Origin of the sequence: Pseudoxanthomonas sacheonensis (assembly GCF_031455975.1) — a bacterium.
Taxonomy (GTDB): domain Bacteria; phylum Pseudomonadota; class Gammaproteobacteria; order Xanthomonadales; family Xanthomonadaceae; genus Pseudoxanthomonas_A; species Pseudoxanthomonas_A sacheonensis_A.
On sequence record NZ_JAVDTT010000002.1, the window covers coordinates 916,613 to 936,181 of the forward strand.

General features: G+C 67.2%; 17 protein-coding genes. 11 read left to right on the forward strand and 6 right to left on the reverse strand.

Features of this window, described 5'->3' with window-relative positions; all coding sequences use genetic code 11:
• The first annotated feature begins 28 nt into the window (after positions 1–28).
• The gene (locus J2W94_RS11310; RefSeq protein ID WP_310093270.1) at positions 29–1,375 is read left to right on the forward strand and encodes an AMP-binding protein; all 1,347 of its coding nucleotides are present in this window, start codon (positions 29–31) and stop codon (positions 1,373–1,375) included.
• A gap of 135 nt (positions 1,376–1,510) precedes the next feature.
• Here J2W94_RS11310 and J2W94_RS11315 read toward each other — a convergent pair whose 3' ends face one another.
• Both J2W94_RS11315 and J2W94_RS11320 read right to left on the reverse strand, forming a co-directional pair.
• The gene (locus J2W94_RS11315) at positions 1,511–2,506 is read right to left on the reverse strand and encodes a pteridine-dependent deoxygenase (protein WP_310093272.1); all 996 of its coding nucleotides are present in this window, start codon (positions 2,504–2,506) and stop codon (positions 1,511–1,513) included.
• 8 nt (positions 2,507–2,514) lie between these two features.
• Complete coding sequence (locus tag J2W94_RS11320; RefSeq protein WP_310093274.1) at positions 2,515–3,906, reverse strand: NAD(P)/FAD-dependent oxidoreductase; 1,392 nt, start codon at positions 3,904–3,906, stop codon at positions 2,515–2,517.
• A 143-nt stretch (positions 3,907–4,049) separates the two neighbouring features.
• Between J2W94_RS11320 and J2W94_RS11325 the strand changes: the two genes are divergently transcribed.
• The 8 genes from J2W94_RS11325 to fabG all read left to right on the forward strand — a co-directional run bounded on the left by J2W94_RS11325 (position 4,050) and on the right by fabG (position 11,065).
• Positions 4,050–4,319 carry a phosphopantetheine-binding protein gene (locus tag J2W94_RS11325; RefSeq protein WP_310093276.1) on the forward strand — a complete coding sequence of 90 codons (270 nt, stop codon included), beginning with the start codon at positions 4,050–4,052 and terminating at the stop codon, positions 4,317–4,319.
• Between the two features lie 37 nt (positions 4,320–4,356).
• Positions 4,357–5,040 (forward strand): ketosynthase, encoded by a 684-nt coding sequence (locus J2W94_RS11330; protein WP_310093728.1) that lies wholly within the window; start codon positions 4,357–4,359, stop codon positions 5,038–5,040.
• Positions 5,041–5,540: 500 nt separating this feature from the next.
• Positions 5,541–5,834 (forward strand): hypothetical protein, encoded by a 294-nt coding sequence (locus J2W94_RS11335; protein ID WP_310093278.1) that lies wholly within the window; start codon positions 5,541–5,543, stop codon positions 5,832–5,834.
• Positions 5,831–6,838, forward strand: coding sequence for an acyltransferase (locus J2W94_RS11340; protein ID WP_310093280.1), 1,008 nt, complete (start codon positions 5,831–5,833; stop codon positions 6,836–6,838). Before J2W94_RS11335 ends, J2W94_RS11340 begins: the two co-directional genes overlap by 4 nt.
• Positions 6,783–7,427 carry a LolA-related protein gene (locus J2W94_RS11345; protein ID WP_310093282.1) on the forward strand — a complete coding sequence of 215 codons (645 nt, stop codon included), beginning with the start codon at positions 6,783–6,785 and terminating at the stop codon, positions 7,425–7,427. The genes J2W94_RS11340 and J2W94_RS11345 overlap by 56 nt, the downstream gene beginning before the upstream one ends.
• Positions 7,427–9,781, forward strand: a complete 2,355-nt coding sequence (locus tag J2W94_RS11350) for an MMPL family transporter (RefSeq protein ID WP_310093284.1) — start codon at positions 7,427–7,429, stop codon at positions 9,779–9,781. The genes J2W94_RS11345 and J2W94_RS11350 overlap by 1 nt, the downstream gene beginning before the upstream one ends.
• A complete protein-coding gene (locus J2W94_RS11355; RefSeq protein ID WP_310093287.1) occupies positions 9,768–10,208 on the forward strand; it encodes a phosphotransferase in 441 nt (146 codons plus the stop codon). The genes J2W94_RS11350 and J2W94_RS11355 overlap by 14 nt, the downstream gene beginning before the upstream one ends.
• Before the next feature lie 125 nt (positions 10,209–10,333).
• Positions 10,334–11,065, forward strand: coding sequence for a 3-oxoacyl-ACP reductase FabG (gene fabG, locus J2W94_RS11360; RefSeq protein WP_310093289.1), 732 nt, complete (start codon positions 10,334–10,336; stop codon positions 11,063–11,065).
• 29 nt (positions 11,066–11,094) lie between these two features.
• On the opposite strand, the gene J2W94_RS11365 is transcribed toward fabG, so the two are convergent.
• Genes J2W94_RS11365 through J2W94_RS11380 form a run of 4 tightly spaced genes read right to left on the reverse strand, consistent with a single transcriptional unit; the run spans position 11,095 to position 15,584 of the window.
• Positions 11,095–12,717, reverse strand: coding sequence for an NAD(P)/FAD-dependent oxidoreductase (locus J2W94_RS11365; RefSeq protein ID WP_310093291.1), 1,623 nt, complete (start codon positions 12,715–12,717; stop codon positions 11,095–11,097).
• Complete coding sequence (locus tag J2W94_RS11370; RefSeq protein WP_310093293.1) at positions 12,714–13,541, reverse strand: glycosyltransferase family 2 protein; 828 nt, start codon at positions 13,539–13,541, stop codon at positions 12,714–12,716. Before J2W94_RS11370 ends, J2W94_RS11365 begins: the two co-directional genes overlap by 4 nt.
• On the reverse strand, positions 13,534–14,364 hold the full coding sequence (locus J2W94_RS11375) for a beta-ketoacyl synthase chain length factor (protein WP_310093295.1): 831 nt from the start codon (positions 14,362–14,364) through the stop codon (positions 13,534–13,536). Before J2W94_RS11375 ends, J2W94_RS11370 begins: the two co-directional genes overlap by 8 nt.
• 11 nt (positions 14,365–14,375) lie before the next feature.
• Entirely contained in the window at positions 14,376–15,584 is a 1,209-nt protein-coding gene (locus J2W94_RS11380; protein WP_310093730.1) for a beta-ketoacyl-[acyl-carrier-protein] synthase family protein, read from the reverse strand.
• Between the two features lie 268 nt (positions 15,585–15,852).
• On the opposite strand from J2W94_RS11380, the gene J2W94_RS11385 reads away from it, so the two are divergent.
• Together J2W94_RS11385 and J2W94_RS11390 are read left to right on the forward strand one after the other, a co-directional pair.
• Positions 15,853–16,125, forward strand: a complete 273-nt coding sequence (locus J2W94_RS11385; RefSeq protein WP_310093296.1) for a YcgL domain-containing protein — start codon at positions 15,853–15,855, stop codon at positions 16,123–16,125.
• Positions 16,118–19,408, forward strand: coding sequence for an ankyrin repeat domain-containing protein (locus J2W94_RS11390; RefSeq protein WP_310093298.1), 3,291 nt, complete (start codon positions 16,118–16,120; stop codon positions 19,406–19,408). Before J2W94_RS11385 ends, J2W94_RS11390 begins: the two co-directional genes overlap by 8 nt.
• The last annotated feature ends 161 nt before the right edge of the window (positions 19,409–19,569 follow it).

Here is a 19,569-nt window from a genome sequence, read left to right on the forward strand (position 1 = left end):
CGTACCGTCACCAGGAGATCGCAGCACCATGTCGGCAGTCGTCAAAACTCCCATCGGATCGGCCGCGCGGCAACCGCTGGTCGTGGGCAACGGGGATCGCACCGTCGCCCTGGACGGCCGGCAGCGTATGGATCTGGAGACGTTCCTGGCCCAAGTGCGCGGGGTCGCGGCGATCCTGCCGGCGGGACAGCATGCGGTGAATCTGTGCGAAGACCGCTACCGGTTCCTGGTCGCCTTCTGCGCAGTCGCGCTGCGCGGGCAGGTCACGCTGATGCCGCCTTCGCGCGCGCCGGAAGTGGTGACCGACGTGCTGGCGCAATACCCGGAAAGCTACAGCCTGGGCGACGGATTGCTGGCGGCGGTGCCGTCGGACCACTGGACCCTGCCGGAGCTGCTGCCGGAGTTACAGGGAGACGTCCCGATGATCGATGAGGCGGCGGTCGTGGCCATCGGCTTCACTTCGGGCAGTACCGGCTCGCCCAAGCCAAACCCCAAGACCTGGTCCGCCTTCCGCGCCAGCACCGGGCAAAACCGTGCCGCATTGGAAAGCCTGTGGCAGGGATATGCGATGCCCCATGTGGTGGCCACCGTGCCGCCGCAGCATATGTACGGTATGGAGCTGTCGGTGCTGTTGCCCTTGCTGGGGCCGGCTGGATTGCATACCGGACGCCCCTTCTTCCCCGAAGACGTGTCGCGCGTGCTGGCGGAAACGCCGGAGCCGCGATTGCTGGCCACCACGCCCGTGCATTTGCGCGCGCTAGTCGAATCCGGCGTGGAGTTGCCGCCGTTGTGCGGAATCGTTTCGGCCACCGCGCCGCTTTCGCAGGAACTGGCGGCGGCGGCCGAGGCGCGCTTCGGCTGCGAGGTGCGGGAGGTGTTCGGTTCCACCGAGACCTGCGTCATCGCGCGCCGCCGTACCGCCCGCGAAGCCGCGTGGACGCCGTTGCCCGGCGTGCACGTGCATCCCAAGCCCGACGGCACCCTGATCTACGCCGCCCATTTGCCGTTGCCGGTGGCGCTGGCCGATCTGGTGGAACTGGAGAGCGACGGCCGTTTCCATCTGCGGGGCCGCCAGGCCGACCTGCTGGAAATCGCCGGCAAGCGCGCCTCGCTGGGCGATCTGACCCGACGCCTGCTCGCCATTCCCGGTGTGGTCGACGGGGTGATGCTGCAACTGGACGCCGCCGGCGACCGTGGCGTGGCACGCGTGGCCGCATTGGTGGTCGCGCCCGATCTGGAAGAGGCCGCGATTCTGGCGGCCCTGCGCGAGAGCATCGATCCGGTGTTCCTGCCGCGGCCGTTGAAGCGGGTGCCGGCGCTGCCGCGCAGCGAAACCGGAAAGTTGCCGCGCGCGGAGCTGCTCAAGCTGCTTTGACGCTGTTGTGGGTCGGCACTATGTGGCCGACGGCGTGATGTTTGGCACGCGCAGGACTGGGCCTGTAGGTCGGGGCTACGCCCCCGACGCGAAGAATCCGGATATCCGTGCGTCGGGGGCGTAGCCCCGACCTACCTAGCCGTGCACGCCGTCGATTTCCATGCTGAGTTCGCGCCGGCAGATCGCCGCGTGCAGCAGCAGCCGCGGCACCCGGTCGCCGAAACGCTGGTCGAGCGCCTGCGCCACCACCGGCAGGTCGGCGCGGTCGCGCACGTACACCTTCAACCGCGTGCCGGATCCGAACTGCGCCGGCAGCGACGGTGCGCGCAAGCGTGCCGCGCTCAGCAACGCATCGAAATTGGCGAAGGTCTCCTCGATCTGCGCCAGCAGTTCGCCCACGTGCTGCGAAGCGTGCCCGACCACGCTGGCCGTGCCCGACAGCAGCAGCGGCATCGTCCCGCCCGGCGGCGGCAGCATGGCGCGGGCGAAACTGGGCGATTGCCGGCCGTACTCGCGCGGATAGCGATAAGCGCTGACCTGGCGCGGATTCTCCACCGGGGTGCCGGCTTCGCGCGCGGCCAGCCAGTAGATCTGGATGGTGCGCTCGTCGTCGCAGCGGCCGATCGCGGTGGCGGCGGGCAGGCGCGAGGCGTCGAAGTCGCCCATGCCGCGCGCGCGCCCGACGCAGAACTGGCGGTAGCGTTCCGCATCGCCGTCGCCCAAGGTGATGGCGTCCAGGTAATTCCAGATGCGCAGCAGTTGCGGAGTATCGCTGCGGCGTACGAAATCGATCAGTTGCGCGTAAGCGATCTCGGCCGCGGCCTCGATGCCGATCACGCTCTCGTCTATCTCGATCGCGCCGAACAGCAGCTGTCCGTCGGTGGACCAGGCGATGTCGCCGTCGCGGCCGCAGGTGACCGGGGCGTTGGCGCGCCACACCTCGAACGGCGCGGCGCCGTGCGGCTGCAGCGGTATGCGCAGGTAGCGCGGATCGTCGCTGTACGGCGCATCGTTGCCGAAACCCAGTACGGCGAGCACGTCGTCGCCGGCCAGCAACGCGGCGGGCGAATCGGCGGCCACGTAGTCCACGTCCAACCGTGCGTGCGGGGTCGTGGCAGGCATGGAGGTCATCGGTCGGCTCACGGATTGCCTTCCTGCAGGGTGTCCCCGCCGAAACTTTCGCGCACCTGCCGCTTGCGCCGCAGCCAGCCCTGGAACGCACGTGGCGCCAGCTGCAGCGCGTTGAAGGCGTAGATCAGGCGGAACAGGCGCAGTCGCCGCAGCACCGGGCGATTGTCGAACACGTCGCCGGCCAGCATCGAGATCACCGCCTGTTCGATCTGGAAATCGTTGCGCGGGTTGGCGAACAGCCGCTGCATCACCGGCGTGGTGAAGCGGTAGATGAACCACGAGAAGTGCTTCAGGCCCCGCTTCAAGCGTTTTTCCATGGCCTGTTGCAACGCCGCCTCGCTGGTCGGATCGCGCAACGCGCCGTCGACCACGCTGGCGGCGTGCTCGCCGCTGTTCATGCCCAAATAGACGCCCGAGGAAAACACCGGATCGATGAAGGCATAGGCGTCGCCCACCATCACCCAGCCCGGTCCGGTCATCTGCGCGCAAGTGTAGGAATAGTTGCCGGTGACGTGAACGGGCGCTATGCGCTCGGCCTGCTGCATGCGCGACCACACCGAGGGCGTCGCTTCGAGCGTCTGCATCAGGAAGGATTCGTTGTCGCCCCGACGTTGTTTCAGGTATTCGGGGAAACACACCGCGCCCACGCTCATCACGTCGCCGCGCAGCGGGATCAGCCACATCCAGCCATGCGGGAAGCGTTCGACGGTGATGTTGCCCGCATCGGCGCCTTCGCGGCGGGTCACGCCGCGGAAGTGGCTGAAGATGGCCGCCGACTGGTGCAGGGCGTTCTTCTTTTTCAGTTTCAGCTTGCCGCCCATGAAAGTGTCGCGGCCGCTGGCATCGACCAGGTAACGTGGCGCGAACGCCAGCGTTTCGCCTTCGGCCGTGCGCGCCTGCACTGTGGCCGGACGACCATCGGCGCCAAACTCCACCTTCTCCACCGTCACCTGCATGCGCGCGTCCACACCGTTGTCCAGCGCGTTCTGGAACAGCAGGTGGTCGAATTCCTCGCGCTTGACCTGGTAGGCGTGCGGGAAAACCGGGTTGAGCGCGCGCTCGAACCTGAACACATTGATGCTGTTGGCATTGTCCTGCAGAGGGAAATCGGCCCCCGGCTTGAATACACCGATTTCCTTCACCTGCTCCAGCACGCCCAGACGCTGCAGGATCGGCAGGTTCATGGGCAACAGCGATTCGCCGATGTGGAAACGCGGGTGCACGCCTTTTTCCAGCAAAACCACTTGCCAGCCCTTACGGGCGAGCAGGGTCGCGGCGGTGGTGCCGGCGGGTCCGCCGCCGATCACCAGGACATCGACGGCTGCAGGGACCGGGGCCGACGATGCCGCGACCGGCGGATCCGGACGGGGCTGTGCGCTTGCAGGGTCGGCTTGGGTCATCCTGGCTGAACCATATACGTCGTTCGTTGAAGAACAGGCGAGCATGATAACTCGGGCTTTGCGGGTGACCATCGCCGCCGCCGGTTGCCAAGCGGGCACGGATGCCGGATCGTGTCGCCCCTGTCACTTACGGAAGTCACTGGATGCCCACGCAAACCGCCGCCGAGCGCGAACTCGCCGATCTGCTGGTCGAAAGCCTGAACCTGGAGGATGTCGAGGCCGGCGCGATCGATCCGGAGGCGCCGCTGTTCAACACCGGCCTGGGTCTGGATTCGATCGACGCGCTCGAGCTGGCGCTGGCGATCAGCAAGAAATACGGTTTCCAATTGCGTTCGGACAGCGACGAGAACCGTCGCATCTTCGCGTCGCTGCGCGCACTGTCGGCGCATGTCGAAACCAATAAGGTCGCTTGACCCCGCGCCCGTCGCTCCGGAGGTTTCCGGAGGGCTGCTGATGGGGCTGCGGGTGTTGCTGGCCCTGGCCTATCCGGTACTCGCCCACCTGGCCAGCGCCCGTGGCGATGGCGGCTGGGCGGCGCTGGCCCTGGCCGACATCGTGTTGCTGCTGTTGCTGGAGCCGTTGCTCAAGCGCCGTGTGTGGGCGTTGTCGCTACTGGGCCTGTGCTTGTTGGGCCTGTGGTGGGTCTCGCAGTCGCGCTATGCGCTGATGCCGCTGCTGGCGCCGCCGGTGGTGTTCATCGCGCTAGTGGCGTGGCTGTTCGGACGCACTTTGCACAGCGGCCGGGTGCCTCTCATCACGCGCATCGTGGAGGGCCTGTATGCGCAGGCGTCCATGCCGATGACTCCGGAGTTGTACGTCTACACCCGCCAGCTGACGGTGGCCTGGGCAGTGATGCTGACGGTGCTGGGGCTGTTGAATCTGCTGCTGGCGTTGTGCGCAGTGCCCAGCGGCGTGCTGCACCAGTTCGGGCATACGCCTGCCCTCTCGGTCACCGACGAACAATGGTCGCTGTTCGCCAATGTGCTGAATTACGGCATCGTCGGTGGGTTTTTCACTGTGGAGTACTGGCTGCGCAAGCGACGTTTTCCGCATCGTCCGTACCGCAATGTGGGCCAGTTCATCCAACAGATGGCGCGGTTGGGGCCGCGGTTTTGGAATGAATTGATGCGTTGAGTGGGGGCATGGGTCCCTCGCGCCACCCGCACCACTCTTGTCGTCATCCCAGCGAACGCTGGAAGTGCTCCTCAACAGCCGAATGGCTGGTCATCCATTTTGATCTTGGCTTCTGCACTTGCTTCTGCTTCTACCTCCTCCCTTGCGCGTAGCGCAGGGGAGGATTGAGGAGGGGTGCTCTGGCTTTGCTTTTGCGTCGAAGCATTAAAGCGTTTCGCGCTTTGCGCGAGTCACTTTTCTTTGAACGGCAAAGAAAAGTAACCAAAAGAAAGCCGCCCTAACGGCGCGCCCAGCGATGAAGCCGCTGGGTCCGCAAGCAGGCCAGGAATTTCCGTAAGGCGCTTCCTGCGCCTCCGGAAACGGCGCACATCCATGTGCGCCGCCCCTACGGGGTTTGCCTGGCCTGCTTGCCGCGCCTCACGGGGATAAGCAGAAGCCACGGCGCGTTCACCTTGGCCTCCGGTATCCTTGTGTGCAGGGGACAGTCGGGAAAATGCGGTATGCGGTTCATCATTCCAACGGATCATCCGAGCTTGCCGGGGCATTTTCCGGGCCGGCCGATCGTTCCAGGCGTCGTGCTTCTGGATCGGGTGATCGAGGCCATCGAAGCCGACCACGGCCCGCTGCCGCCGCTGCGCCTGCCGCAGGTCAAGTTCCTCAAGCCGTTGTTGCCCGAGGAAGCCGCGTCGGTGGAGCTGCTGGGCGAAGCGCCGCGCTGGCGTTTCCGGGTATTGCGCGAGCATGAGTTGCTGGCCAGCGGCGAGATCGTGGCCGAAGCGCGGGACGCCGCATGAGCGCCGACTGGAAACAGCGTCCGGAAGGCGGCGGCCGTTTCGCCATCTGGCTCATCCGCGGCATTGCGCGCCACGGCGGGCGTAGCATCGCCCGCGCTTTCCTGTATCCCATCACCCTTTATTTCCTGCTGGTACGCGGCCCGGAACGGCGCGCCTCGCGTACCTATCTGACCCGCGTGCTGGGTCGCAGGGCGGGGTTGTGGTCCGTGGCCAGACATATCCATACCTTCGCCGCGACCATCCTGGACCGCGTGTTCCTGCTCGGCGGTCGCTTCAACGGTTTCGACGTGCGCATCACCGGACTGCCGGAGCTGCACGAGGTGCTGGATCGCCGCCAGGGCGCGCTGTTGTTCGGCTCGCATCTGGGCAGCTTCGAAGTGATGCGGGTGCTGGCGCAGCGGCGCCCCGACTACAAGATCCGCGTGGTGCTGGACCGGGCGCACAACCCGGCGATGACCCAGCTGCTGGACGCGCTGAATCCGGAGATCGCCGCTGGGGTGATCGATGCCGGCCAGGACGGACCATCGATCGCCATGGCGATCAAGCAGGCCACCGACGAAGGCGCGCTGGTCGCGCTGCTGGTGGATCGTGCGCGTCCCGGGGAGCCCGCTCTGAATGCGCAGTTCCTGGGTCGCGAGGCGCCCTTCCCGACCGCGCCCTGGCTGATCGCCTCGGCGCTGAAAGTGCCGGTGGTGCTGGCTTTCGGCCTGTATCTGGACGGCCACCGCTACCACCTGGCGTTCGAGAGTTTCAGCGACAGCATCGCCGTGCCGCGGCAGCAGCGCGCCCAGGCCGTGCTCTCGCTCATCCAGCGTTACGCCTCCAGGCTGGAGCATCACGCCCGTGCCGCACCCTATAACTGGTTCAATTTCTATGACTTCTGGGGCAACGAAGATGAAGGCAGCACGCCATTCACGGCCGGCGCGCCGCGCATCGTGGCGATCGATCATGCCGATGCTGATGCTGCTGTGCAGCGCCGGGTTGCCGTGCGCCGCGGCCCCTGAGGCCGGCGCGGCCGTAGCGGTCGACGCGGGCTGGATCCTGCAGAAGCTGGCGCGGCCTGCGCCGATGCGCACCGCCTTCGTGGAGCTGCGCGGGTCGGCGATGCTGAAAGCGCCGCTGCGTATCGAGGGCGAATACCAGCGCCCCGACCAAGACACGCTGGTGCGCGAAGTGCGCTCGCCGTATGCGGAAACCACTACGCTTCGCAACGGCGAGGCGACCATCGTCCGCGCCGGCAAGACGCCGCGCAAGTTCTCGCTTTCGCGGGTGCCGGAACTGGCGGGCTTGCAGGCGAGTTTCGGCGCATTGCTGTCGGGCGATCGCGGCTCGTTGGAGAAGCACTATCGACTCACGCCGCAAGGCACGCGCCAGCGATGGACGCTGGTGCTCGCGCCTCTTGATGCACAGATGAAGGGCAGCGTGCGCGATATCACCCTGTACGGTCGCGGCGCCGAGTTGCGCTGCATCGAAACCCGTCCGCTTAAGGGAGACTTGCAACGCACGCTGCTCGCAGGCGCCGCCAAGGATGCTGCTAAAGCCAGCTCCGCCGAGGCGTTGGCCGCGTTGTGCCGCGTGGGCGCCACGCGCTGATGTTATCGAAGCGCCCACTGTCGGCGCGCAGCCGCATCGCGCTGGCCCTGCTGTGGCTGGCGGTGCTGGCGTTGGCCGCATGGGCGATCACCCAGCGGCTGCAACTCAGCGGCGACCTGCGCAAGTTCATGCCGGCCGCCGAAACCCCGGCGCAGAAGCTGCTGATCGACGAGTTGGGCGAAGGCCCGGGTTCGCGTCTACTGCTGATGTCGATCTCCGGCGCCGATGCACCGACCCTCGCCGCCCAATCGCAGGCGCTGCGCAGCGCCTTGGCGGCGCGTCCGGAGTTCGCACTGGTCGCCAACGGCGGCGATGCCAGTCTGGATGCGATTCCGCAACGACTGCGCCCGTACCGCTATCTGCTGACCGAGACATTCGATACGCGACCGCTCGATGAAGCGCTGTTGCGCGAGGAGCTCGACGCGCGCGTGCAGGACCTCGGCTCGCCGGCCGCCTCGTTGATCGAGCCGCTGCTGCCTTCCGATCCGACGCTGGAAACGCTGAAACTGGCCGAACGCTGGCAACCGGCCAACGCACCGCAACGCTTGCACGACGTGTGGTTCGATCGCGCCGGAGACAAGGTCCTGCTGGTGGCGCAGACGCGAGCGGCGGGTTTCGATCCTACCGGCCAGCAGGCGGCGGTCGACGCCATCCATTCGGACTTCGGCAAAATCGCCGCCGGCACTAGCAGCAAGCTGGTGCTGACCGGCCCCGGCGCGTTCTCGGTCGAGATCGGCGGACGCACCACCGCCGAAGCGCAATGGATCGGCATGGTCGACACGATCGGCCTGATCCTGTTGCTGGGGATCGCGTATCGCAGCTGGAAGATGCCGATCCTCGGCGCGTTGCCGCTGGCCACCGCCGGACTGGCCGGGCTGGGAGCGGTGGTGCTGCTTTTCGATGGCGTGCATGGCATCACCGTGGCCTTCGGCTTCACCTTGATCGGCGTGGTGCAGGACTATCCGATCCACCTTTTCAGCCATCAGCGCCCCGGCATGTCGCCCTGGGCCAACGCGCGCTCGTTGTGGCCGACGCTGGCGACCGGAGTGGCCTCCACCTGCATCGCCTACGTCACTTTTCTATTCTCCGGCGTCGACGGCCTGAAGCAGTTGGCGGTATTCACCATCGCCGGGCTGGGCGTCGCGGCGATCAGTACGCGTTTCTTGCTGCCGGCCTTGATAGACCCGGCGCCGCGCGACTTCGCCGATTCGCGCGCGCTGGCGAAGATGTGGCGGGGCATCGCGCAGTTGCCACGTCCGAAGGGATCGCTGGTGCTGGTGGCCGTGGTCGCGCTGGGCATCATCGCGCTCGCGCCCGGTCGGTTCTGGCAGAACGACCTCTCCAAGCTCACCCCGGTGCCTGCGGATGCGCTGGCCAATGACGCGGTGCTGCGCGATGAATTGGGCGCGCCGGATGTGCGCTATGTGCTCACGCTCGCAGGAAAAACCGAAGACCAGGTCTTGCAGGCTTCGGAACGCTTACGGCCCGCGTTGGACCGTCTGGTCGCCACGCGCGCGCTGGCCGGTTACGACCTGGCCTCGCGCTACCTGCCCAGCGCGCAGACGCAGCGTGCGCGCCAGCAGGCATTGCCGCCGCGCGATCGCCTGCAGGCGGTGCTGGCGACGGTGCTGGAAGATTCGCCTTTCAACAGCGATGCCTTCGATCCCTTCCTTGCCGACGTCGAAGCCGCCAAGCGCGCGCCGGCGCTCACGCGTGCCGACCTGCAAGGCACGCCGCTGGCGGCGAGCGTCGCGGGCTTGCTGCTGCCCGGCGGCGACCATGTCACCGCTCTGGTGTCGTTGAGTGGTCTGCAGGATCCCGCCGCGGTCGCGAAAGTGGCCATGGGCAACGGCGCGCAATTGTTGGACTTGAAGGAAGCCTCCGAATCGCTGGTGGCCGCCTACCGCAGTCGCGTGCTGGCAGCGCTCGCCATCGCCGCGTTGTTGCTTACCGCCACCGTGTGGATCGCGCTGCGTCAGCCGCGCCGCGTGCTGCGGGTGCTGTTGCCGATGGCGTTGACGACCCTGCTGATCCTGGCGGTGCTGCGCGGTCTGGGCGTCGAATTGAATCTGTTCCACCTGGTCGCGCTGATCCTGGCCGCCGGGCTGGGCCTGGATTACGCCTTGTTCTTCGACCATGCCGGCGACGACCGCGCCGACCAGCTGCGCACGCTGCACGCGCTGATCGTATGCAGCCTGATGACGCTGCTGGTGTTCAGCCTGCTGGCGCTGTCCTCCATTCCGGTGCTGCGCGCGATCGGCAGCACGGTGGCCATCGGCGTGTTCGCCAATTTCGTGCTGGCGCTGCTGGTATCGCGGCAACCGGCAGCGGAGGCGTCCGATGCTGTCGCGTGAGCAGATCGAAGCGATGATTCCGCACAAGGGCGGCATGTGCCTGTGGGACGAAGTGGTGGAATGGGATGCGCGGCGGATTGCCCTGCGCGCCGACAACCATCGCGGCGCCGCGCATCCGTTGCGTTCCCAGGACAGGCTGCGCGCCGTGCATCTGTGCGAATACGGCGCCCAGGCCATGGCCGTGCATGGCGGACTGCGCGCGCGCGCACGCGGCGGCGACGCCAGCCCCGGGCTGCTGGTCGCGCTGCGCGGCGTGCAGCTGCACGTTTCCTATATCGACGCACTGCCCGGCGCGCTGGAGTGCGAAGCCGAGGTGCTGGCCGAAGGCGAGGGCAGCCAGCAGTACGCATTCCGCATCCGCCATGCCGGAGACCTTCTCGCCGAGGGCCGAGCCGCGGTGATGTTGCAGGCCGTAGGAGCTGCGTAAGCTGCGACTTGTTATCGGCCTTCCTGGAACCTCTGCCGGGAAACATCCGGCTCGCAGCTTACGCAGCTCCTACGGGAAAGCGTTGTCGTGCAGAATCAGCGAACCTTGAACGCAAAGGCGACCCAATGAACCAGCCTAGCAAGCGAGCGCTCGTCACCGGCGGAAGCGGCGATCTCGGCAGTGCCATCAGCAAACGGTTGGCTGCGGACGGCTTGCATGTCATCGTCCACGCCAATGGCAATCATGCGCGCGCCGAGGAGGTGGTTGCACAGATTCGCGACAACGGCGGAAGCGCCGAAGCGGTCGCCTTCGATGTCGCCGATGGCGAGGCGACACGCGCGGCCATCGAAATTCTGCTCGAGGGCGGTCCTATACAGGTGATCGTCAACAACGCCGGCATCCACGACGACGCGCCCATGGCCGGCATGTCCGAAGCGCAGTGGAAGCGGGTGATCGACGTTTCGCTGCATGGTTTCTTCCACGTTACCCAGCCGCTGCTGCTGCCGATGGCGCGCACGCGCTGGGGACGCATCGTCAGCGTGTCTTCGGTCGCCGCGGTGCTGGGCAACCGCGGCCAGACCAATTACGCCGCCGCCAAGGCGGCGTTGCACGGCGCCTCGAAATCGCTTGCGCGCGAGATGGCCGCGCGCAATATCACCGTCAACGTGGTGGCGCCGGGGGTGATCGAAGGCAATATGACTTCGGAGCTGTTTTCGGCCGACTCGATCAAGCAGATCGTTCCTGCGGGACGCGCGGGAAAGCCGGAGGAAGTGGCGGCGCTGGTCGCATTCTTGTGCGGTGCCGATGCGGGCTACATCAACGGACAGGTGATCGGGATCAACGGCGGGATGGGTTGATCCGTTCGCGGACGACGACCTTTATTTTGCTAAGCAGCGTCGGCGTACCAAGGTGCTGCTAGGGAGGCTTCGGTGCCGCAGGCATCGACCAGTAGCGCATCCAACCCGTGCCCTTCAATCTCCGGATGCTCGGATCTCGCCCGCGCCAGTATCTCCCGCGCCAGCCACTCCATTCTTGCCACGTTGTCGCCGATGCGTTGTATGAAGCCCGCCTGGTCCAGTTCATCCAGCAACGCGCGATTCATTTCGTGGAACCAGTCCACGTCGTATTGGTTGAGGAAGCGGCCGTCGGGCGTCAGCGGCGCGGTATTGCGTTGGCCCCATTCGCGCAACAGCGCTTGCATCGCCAAATTCAACTCGCGGCCACGCAGGAATTGCGGCCGCAGTTTTCCGATCAGCGAAATATCGGTAAGCCGCTGCCCGAAGAACAACGGCGCCAGCAGCGCCCAGTAGTAGGTGTAGTCCCAGATCACCTTGACCGGCATCACCTGCGCGTCGCCGAATAGCGGGTACTGGTCCTGGTAGAGGGTCAGCGTGTTCTCGTAGAACGAGAAGTAGATCTGCTGGTAGATCTCCGCATAAGGCGCGAACTGTTGCCCTGCGCGGTCTTTGCCGACCAGGTCGCAGATGAAGGTGTTGCTCATGGCGATGAAGTCGCTGCCCGGCGAATAGAACGGATCCAGGAACAGCCCCGCCTCGCCGGTCAGCGCCCAGCGGTCGCCGCTGAACACCTGCTTGCAGCCATAGGAGAAGTGGCGCAGGAACAGGAAATCCTGCAGCCGGTGCTCGGGCTTTTCCAGCGAGCGCACCACCTGCGGCTGATGCTCATGTAGCCAGGCCATCGCCTTCTCGAAAGTGTTCATGGTGTCCAGCGGATGCATCTTCGCGTCGCAGACGATGCCCAGCGAATGCGCGCCCGACGCCAGCGGAATCAGCCAGAACCAGTAGCCGGGTCCGCACATGTGGTTGGTCGAGCGCCAGCGATCCGGCGGGGTGCAGCGCGCCAGCCACTGTGGGTCGTCGGACCATTGGTCGGGATCGACGAAGCCGTCCACGCGCCACCACACCGCATTGGCGTCGTGGTCGTTGGGCTGCGCGAGCCCGCGCTTGCGCTTGATCAGCCCCGCGCGCCCGGCCGCATCCACCACCCAGCGCGCGGCCAGGGTGGTGCTTACGCCCGCATGCTCGAAGGTCACCGCGTGCGGTTGATCCTTTTCGTCGAGCTCGATGCCGCGCACCAGCGCTTCATCGCGGAAATCCACGCCCAACGCGCGCGCTTGTTCGCCCAGGAAGTTCTCGAAGCGGCCCCGATCCAGTTGCCACGACGGCGCCGGCAACAATTCGCTGACGCCCAGCTCGGTGCAATGATCGATATCGTTGCGGCCTTCGGAAAAGAAGAAGCGGAAACCGAACTTGCGGATCTGTTCGGTTTCCAAGTGCTCGCGGAAGCCGAGCACGCTGGAGAAATAATGCGCGCCGATTTCCACCGTCGACTCGCCGACCTTGAACGCGGCCTCGCGGACCGGGTGCGCGCGCCGTTCCAGCACGGTGACGCCGATCTGCGGTTCGCGCTGCTTCAGCTGTATCGCCAGGCTCAACCCCGCCAGCCCGCCACCCAGAATCACGACATCGGTGGCGGCTGCGTTGTTCATGCGGTTTTCCTGATCTCGGAAGGAACAGGCGGGTCACCGAATTCCCCGCTGGGGTCGTCGATGATCGGCGGGTGGGCCTGGATGCTGCGGTAGACCGCGACAAGCCGGCCGTAACGCAGTGCTTGTAGCACTATGTGGCTGGTGATGCGGTAAAGATCCCGCAGCGGCCGGAAATGGCTGGCGCGGAACTGTTCGTCGCCGCCGGCGCAACGATAGCGCGATTCGATCGGCACCGAGATGCAGCGCGTGCCCAGGGTGCGGGCGGCTGAAATCACGATCTGGGCTTCGAACACGAAATCCTCGCCCGGGATATCGTCCAGCGCCATCACTTCGGCCGGATAGAAGCGCTGGCCGCTCTGGCTGTCGGCGATCTGGTAGCCGGTACCCCAGGCGATGCCCCAGTCGCCGAACTCATTGGCCAGCCGGCGGTAGGTCGGCTGCGAGGCGCGCTTGCGCAGGCGCGCGCCGATCACGATGCAGCCGGGATGGCGATTGGCCGCCTCCAGCAGGCGCGGCAGGTCGCTGGCCGAATGCTGGCCGTCGCCATCCATGGTCAGCACGCCTTTGAAGCCGCGACGACGCGCTTCGCGGAAGCCATCGCGCAGGGACTGGCCCTTGCCCTTGCGTTCGTCGTGACGCAACACGGTCACCGGCAGGTCCGCGATGCATTCGCTAGTGCCGTCGGTGGAACCGTCGTCGACCACGATCACGTGCGGGCACTGCGCCAGCGCGCCTTCCACCACTTCGCGGATACGCAGCGATTCGTTCAATGCCGGGATCAGCACCGCGACCTGGCCGCGTTCGAGCCGTTTCGACTCAGTCATAAGCGATCTCCATCCCTAAAATCTTCCCTGATCCGGCTGTTATCGCCGCGTGTGGGCGCAACAGGCCCAGCGCCTCGAACAGAGGCAGCATCGGCAGCATGGCATTGCCGGCGGCCAAGCGCGAAAGCGCGCCTTCGGTATCGATCGGAGCATTCACCCTTGCTTCCTGAATGCTTGCGCGCAGGCGCGGCATGCCCGGCTGCGGATCGGCGACCAGCAGCAGCGCGCCGCCCAGCAGGCCCTCGCTGCGGGAGATCTGGCCCAGCGGGCCCGTCGCGGCGCCGTCGTATCCGACCAGCAATACCGCATCGGTACCGGTAGCCAGTTGCGCCAGCGCTTCCAGCAGGCCCTGGGCGAAGCTGGCGTCGTAAGCGCTGATGGCGGTGGCCGGCGCCATCGCGCCAGCGCCGATGGTCCAATAGCCGGCCGCTGCGTTGTGCACCGAGTTGTGGAAGCGGGTGGGCGAGATGGTGCGCGGTTCGCTGGCCAGGGTTTCGCACATGTAGTCGGTAATGGCCAGATCGCCATGGGTGGAAGCGAACACCGAGGACAGCGTGGCCGGATCGCGGCGGGCGGCGGTGCAGGCAGCCAACGCGACTTCCAGCGCCACCGCAACGGTGTCGGGCGCGCGCCGCCGCTCGTTGGGCGCCAGCAACTGGGCAGAGGGCTTGGCCGGTGCATCGGCGGGCGGCATGCCGTTGGAGGGCGGGCCATCGGCCAGGTAGGCGCGCGCCGCCGCCCACGACGGCAGGCCACGGGTCCAGAAACCGATGCCGGCGATGCCAGCCGAAAGGACGGGCGAGGTCGTGCGTGATCCAATCATGCGTGACCGAATCATGCGCGACCGAACACCAGGCAGGCGTTGTTGCCGCCGAAGCCGAACGAATTGTTCATGGCGAAGCCGATGTCGCGCTGGGCGTTGTCGAAACGGATCTGCGGGCCGCAGGCCGGATCGGGCGTGGCGCTGTTGAGCGTGCCGGGCAGCAATCCGTTTTCCAGCGCCAGCAGCGCGATCACCGACTCGACGATGCCCGCCGCGCCCAGCGTGTGTCCGGTCCAGCCCTTGGTCGAACCAGCGTGCAGGCTGTCCGAAAACATGCCGGCGACCGCTAACGCCTCGATCGAATCGTTCGCCGGCGTGGCGGTGCCGTGCAGGTTGAGATAGCCCACCTCGCTGGCGTCGATGCCGGCGCGCGCCAGCGCATCGCGCATCGCCAGTTGCGCGCCCAGCCCTTCGGGATGCGGCGCGGACATGTGGTGGGCGTCGCTGGATTCGCCATAGCCGCGCAATTGCAGGCCTTCGGTTTCGCCGCCGGCCAAGCGTTCCAACACCGCGAAACCGCCCGCTTCGCCGAGCGACAGACCGACGCGGTTCGCATCGAAAGGCCGGCACGGCTCCGGCGAGACCAGTTGCAAGGCGTTGAAGCCGAACAGAACGCTGCCGCACAAGGTATCCACGCCGCCGACCAGTGCCGCGTCGGCCAGGCCCGCCTGGATCAGGCGCGCGGCCTGGGCGAACACTTTGGCGCTCGACGAGCAAGCGGTGGCGACGGTGATGCACGGACCTCGCAAGCCGGTGGCATGGCGCACGAAATCGCCGAGCGAATGCGGTGTGTGGATGATCGGCCGGGCCAGATCGGCCGGAAAACGGCGGGCCTCGCCGCTGTTTTCGCCCCCGTCCGACAGCCGCGTATAGGCTTCTTCGGTGGCGCCGATGCTGGAAGTGGAGGTTCCCATCACCACCGCCACGCGGTCGGCGCCATGACGGGCGATCGCTTCGGCGACCGCCTCTTGCAGGCCGTCCTGCTGCAGCGACATCCAGGCCAATCGGTTGTTGCGGCATTCCCAGTCCGACAGGGCGGACGGCAGCGGCGACTGTTCCAGTCCGTCCACGCGGCCGATCCAGCAATCCAGGCGTTCTTCGCCGCCGAAATCGTTGCGGCGCAGTCCGCTGCGGCGGCTGCGCAATGCTTCGCTCAGTGCGTCGCGGCCGCGGCCCAAGGCAGTAGTGGCGGTGTAGGCGCGGATCGCCAGGGCGGGCATGGGTGACGACGGCGATGGCTGCACGCGGTATTCCGTGGACTGACGTGGCGGAAGTATAGCCAGTGGGTCGAGCGGGAAATTCGCGCTGCCTTAATAGCGCCCATTGGATTCAGTGTTGTGAGACAAGTCGCGCCGCTCGTTCATCCTCCACTCGAATTGCGCTTTTTCCGCTGGTTCGGCGCGCTTGCATGCCGCGCTGCGGGTTTCGCTATCCCCGCGTTTCCTCCACAATCCATCCACCCCCAAACGCAGGACGCGTCACGCGCGGATGCAAGCCTACGTCTACAAGAGCCAGCGCAAGGCCGACACTTTTGTCTACCTCGCCGCACGCGACGATTTCGAACGCATACCGGATTCCCTGCGTGCGCCGTTGGGCGACCTGGCGTTCGTGCTGGAAGTGGCGCTGACGTCCGAGCGCAAGCTGGCGCGGGAAAACACCGAGACCGTTCGCCAGAACCTGGCCTCGCGCGGCTTCCATATCCAGTTTCCGCCGCAGATATTCGATCTGCAGAACGGCAATGCCGGTCGCTCGGATGGTTAGGAAAGTCTCCCTGGTCCGTGTCGCGCCCTGGATCGCCCTGGCGCTGGGCATGTTGCTGGCCGCGCTCACCGGCATAGACGGTGGCGCGTTGGCCGCACTGGGCGCGCTGCTGGCGCAGCCGGCGCTGGCGCTGGCGGTGTCTTGGCAGCGGCAAACCCGCGCGCGCCCCTCCGGTTCGGCCTGGCGCGGCGAGGCGCTGGCGCTGCTGTCTTTGTGGGCGGTGGGCTTCATCGCGTCCGCGTTGCTGGTGGCATGGCCGCTGAGCGCGTTGCGCCAGAGTGGCAGCCTGCCTGCGGCGCTGGGCTTGAGCGCCGTGGTGGGTGCGTTGCTGATCGGGCTGTGGCGGACCTGGCCGATGTGGCACCTGCTGGAACGCGAGGGAGGTTCGCTCGCCGACCATTGGCGCGGCCTGTCCGAGCGCGATATCCATGCCTGGCATGGGCTGGGGGTAGCGGCCCTGGTTGCCGTGGCCATCGGCTTTGGCGGAGTGCTGGCCTGGCCGGGGCTGGTGCCGCCGCAATTGCGTGTGGGCCTTGCCGCAGCCTACACGCTGTTGCTGCCGGTACTGCATTGGGCCTTGCAACGCGCCGCCGCGGCCAGAACCCTGCCGGTACTGGTGATGACGCCGGTACCGGCCAGTGCAAGTGGCGCTCCCGCCGTCGCACCGCTGGTGATGGAAGAAGACCTGGACGCGGCGCTGTTCGCCGCCGCGCGTGCGGGGCGGGTGGAGCGCGCACTGGAGCTGCTGGATGCCGGCGCCAATCCGCGCGCCGCGTCTTCCGATCCCCGCGACCAGCGCAGCCTCGCCACCCTGGCAGCGGTGCTGCCCGACCTGCGCCTGTTGCGCGCGCTGATCGGTCGCGGCATCGACCTGAATCAGGCGCAGGCAGGGATGACGCCCTTGCTGGCCGCCACCCGCGACAGCTGGCACGGAAGGCCCGATGCGGTGACGACCCTGCTGGCCAATGGTGCGGATCCGCGCGCGGCCGACAGCGAAGGCAACACGCCGCTGCACCACGCTGCGCGCAGTTCCGATCCCGGCGTGGCCGCGCTGTTGCGCGACGCGGCGGCGGAAATCGATGCGCTGAACGGCGAAGGCCTGACCCCGCTGGCGGTGGCCTGCGTTTCCGGCAATTGGCGCCTGGCCAAGTTCCTGCTCGAACGCGGCGCCAAACCCGAGCCGCAAGGTGGACAGCCGGTGTTGTTGGCGGCTGCGGCCACCGAAGAAGACGATCCTGCCGGCGTGCTGCTGCTGCTCAAGCACAAGGCCAAGGTCGACACGCGCGACGGCCGCGGCCGCAGCGCACTGCACGAGGCCGCCTTCGCTGGCCACATCGAAATCGTCGCCGCATTGCTCGGTGCGGGCGCGGATGTGCAGGGTCGCGACGAAGCCGGCCGTACGCCGTGGCTGGAGGCGGCGCGCGGCGGTCATGTCTCCGCGCTGGACGCGTTGGCCGAAGCGGGTTCGCTTGCCAGCGACGACGACGGAGAAGGCCGCAACGCCTTGATGCTGGCCTGCACCGGCGAATCGGTGCCCGCAGCGCTGGTGCGGCGCTTGCTCGAGCTGGGTGTCGATCCGGACCATGCCGACCAACACGGCAGGCGCGCGGTCGACCTGGCCGCCGAGGCCGGGCGCTGGGCCATCGTGTCCGCGCTGGATCCCGCCTATGCCTTGCCCTCTGCGGTAGCGGAGAGCGAGGAAGACCAAGCGCCGCCCGATCGAGCGCCCTTGGGTTTGGTCCGCGATGGTCTGCAAGCCGACCACCACGACGGCTTGGAAGCGCTAGCCAAACTCTGCTCCGCGCAGGAACTGGGTACGCTGCTGCACGATCCGGGCATCGTCGCCTCGCCCGCGCGCGTCGGCTGGTTGCTGGGGCAGGGCGCCGATGGCGAAGCGCGCGACAGCCAGGGCGATGTGCCGGTATTCGCACTGCTGGGTCGCGGGCCCGAAGCGCTGCCGCTGCTGAGGCTACTGCTGCAACGCGGCCTGTCGCCCGCCGGCGCTGGCGGCTTGTCGCGATTCCTGTCGGCTTGCTTGCAGGGGAATCCTTCGATGCGCGGCGCCGAAGCGTTCGCACTGGAATTGCTGGAGCGCGGCGCAGATCCGTTCGCTCCCTCGCGCAACGGCGATCCGCCGCTGTCGCTGGCGGTACGCCTGGGTTGGACGCGTTTGCTCGATCGCCTGCTCGACCTGGGCCTGGATCGCGAAGCGCGCGATGGCCATGGCATGTCCGCCCTGCACCTGGCCACCGCGCTGGGTCGGGAAGCGGTGCTGAAGCAACTGATCGCCAAGGGCGCCTCGCCCGATGCGCGCGCCGCCGATGGCCAAACTCCTCTCGGGGTGGCGCTCGCCAGCGGCCGTCGCGACCTGGCCGATTGGCTGGACTGGCGTGGCTGGCCCCTGCCCAAACGCGCGCTGCGTGCCTCGGACCTGCCGGCCGCGGCGATGGCCGGCGATGCGGATGCGGTACGCCGCCTGCTGGATCTGGGTTTCGCGGTCGATTCGCCCGATGCGCAGGGCTGTACCGCCCTGTTGCGCGCGGCGGGCGGCGGCCATCGCGCCACCGTCGATCTGCTGATCGGCCACGGCGCCGATCCGCAGCACGCGGCCAACACCGGCGCCACCCCGCTGTCGGCCGCGGTCAGCATGCGTCAGGCCGATATCGTCAACGACCTGCTCGCCGCCGGCGCCCAGATCGAACATCGCCTGCCGGGCGGAGTCACCGTATTGATGCTGGCTTCCGCGCTCGGCCTGCCGGATATCGCCGCGCGACTGCTCACCGCCGGTGCCAACGTGCATGCCAGCGACTCGCAGGGGCTGACGCCGCTGCATTGCGCCGCCCTGTTCGGTTTCATCGCGCGCGACAAGCCGCGTCTGGTGGCGTTGTTCGATACCTTGCTGCTGGCCGGCGCGGAACCGGAGCAGATCGCGGCCGGTGCGGTCACGCCGCTGCTGCTGTTGCTGGGCGCGCGTGCCGAACCCGGCACCGCCTGCGACGAGGAAGTGGTGCTGGCCGCGCTGGAGCGCCTGCTGGATGAAGAAGTCTCGTTGGACGTGCAGGATCCGCGCGGCTTCGGTCCTCTGCATCTGGCGGCGCTGCACGGGCTGCTGCGCGTGGTCCAGCGCCTGCTGCGCACCGGCGCCGATCCCGACTTGCGCGATTCGCTGAACCGCACGCCGCGCGAGATCGCGGTGATGCGCGGTTTCGTCGACGTGGCCGCCGAGTTCTCGCCTGCGGTTTCCGGGGCCTCGATGGCCCGCTTCCTGCGCGAACCGCGCTAGCTGGATTTTCCTTCTCCCACCGGGAGAAGGTGGCGCGCAGCGACGGATGAGGGCGTGGAAATGACTTGCCTTCCAACTTTCGCTGCAAGCTGGACTTCCATTCCCTCATCCGCCCTTCGGGCACCTTCTCCCGATGGGAGAAGGGAAGCGGGCAACCGTCC

Coding starts and splice junctions, on each gene's coding strand:
- fabG (WP_310093289.1), top strand. CDS start 10,334: ATGAACCAGCCTAGCAAGCGAGCGCTCGTCACCGGCGGAAGCGGCGAT.
- J2W94_RS11390 (WP_310093298.1), top strand. CDS start 16,118: ATGGTTAGGAAAGTCTCCCTGGTCCGTGTCGCGCCCTGGATCGCCCTG.
- J2W94_RS11320 (WP_310093274.1), bottom strand. CDS start 3,906: ATGACCCAAGCCGACCCTGCAAGCGCACAGCCCCGTCCGGATCCGCCG.
- J2W94_RS11340 (WP_310093280.1), top strand. CDS start 5,831: ATGAGCGCCGACTGGAAACAGCGTCCGGAAGGCGGCGGCCGTTTCGCC.
- J2W94_RS11335 (WP_310093278.1), top strand. CDS start 5,541: ATGCGGTTCATCATTCCAACGGATCATCCGAGCTTGCCGGGGCATTTT.
- J2W94_RS11350 (WP_310093284.1), top strand. CDS start 7,427: ATGTTATCGAAGCGCCCACTGTCGGCGCGCAGCCGCATCGCGCTGGCC.
- J2W94_RS11355 (WP_310093287.1), top strand. CDS start 9,768: ATGCTGTCGCGTGAGCAGATCGAAGCGATGATTCCGCACAAGGGCGGC.
- J2W94_RS11370 (WP_310093293.1), bottom strand. CDS start 13,541: ATGACTGAGTCGAAACGGCTCGAACGCGGCCAGGTCGCGGTGCTGATC.
- J2W94_RS11325 (WP_310093276.1), top strand. CDS start 4,050: ATGCCCACGCAAACCGCCGCCGAGCGCGAACTCGCCGATCTGCTGGTC.
- J2W94_RS11375 (WP_310093295.1), bottom strand. CDS start 14,364: ATGATTGGATCACGCACGACCTCGCCCGTCCTTTCGGCTGGCATCGCC.
- J2W94_RS11315 (WP_310093272.1), bottom strand. CDS start 2,506: ATGACCTCCATGCCTGCCACGACCCCGCACGCACGGTTGGACGTGGAC.
- J2W94_RS11380 (WP_310093730.1), bottom strand. CDS start 15,584: ATGCCCGCCCTGGCGATCCGCGCCTACACCGCCACTACTGCCTTGGGC.
- J2W94_RS11365 (WP_310093291.1), bottom strand. CDS start 12,717: ATGAACAACGCAGCCGCCACCGATGTCGTGATTCTGGGTGGCGGGCTG.
- J2W94_RS11385 (WP_310093296.1), top strand. CDS start 15,853: ATGCAAGCCTACGTCTACAAGAGCCAGCGCAAGGCCGACACTTTTGTC.
- J2W94_RS11345 (WP_310093282.1), top strand. CDS start 6,783: ATGCCGATGCTGATGCTGCTGTGCAGCGCCGGGTTGCCGTGCGCCGCG.
- J2W94_RS11310 (WP_310093270.1), top strand. CDS start 29: ATGTCGGCAGTCGTCAAAACTCCCATCGGATCGGCCGCGCGGCAACCG.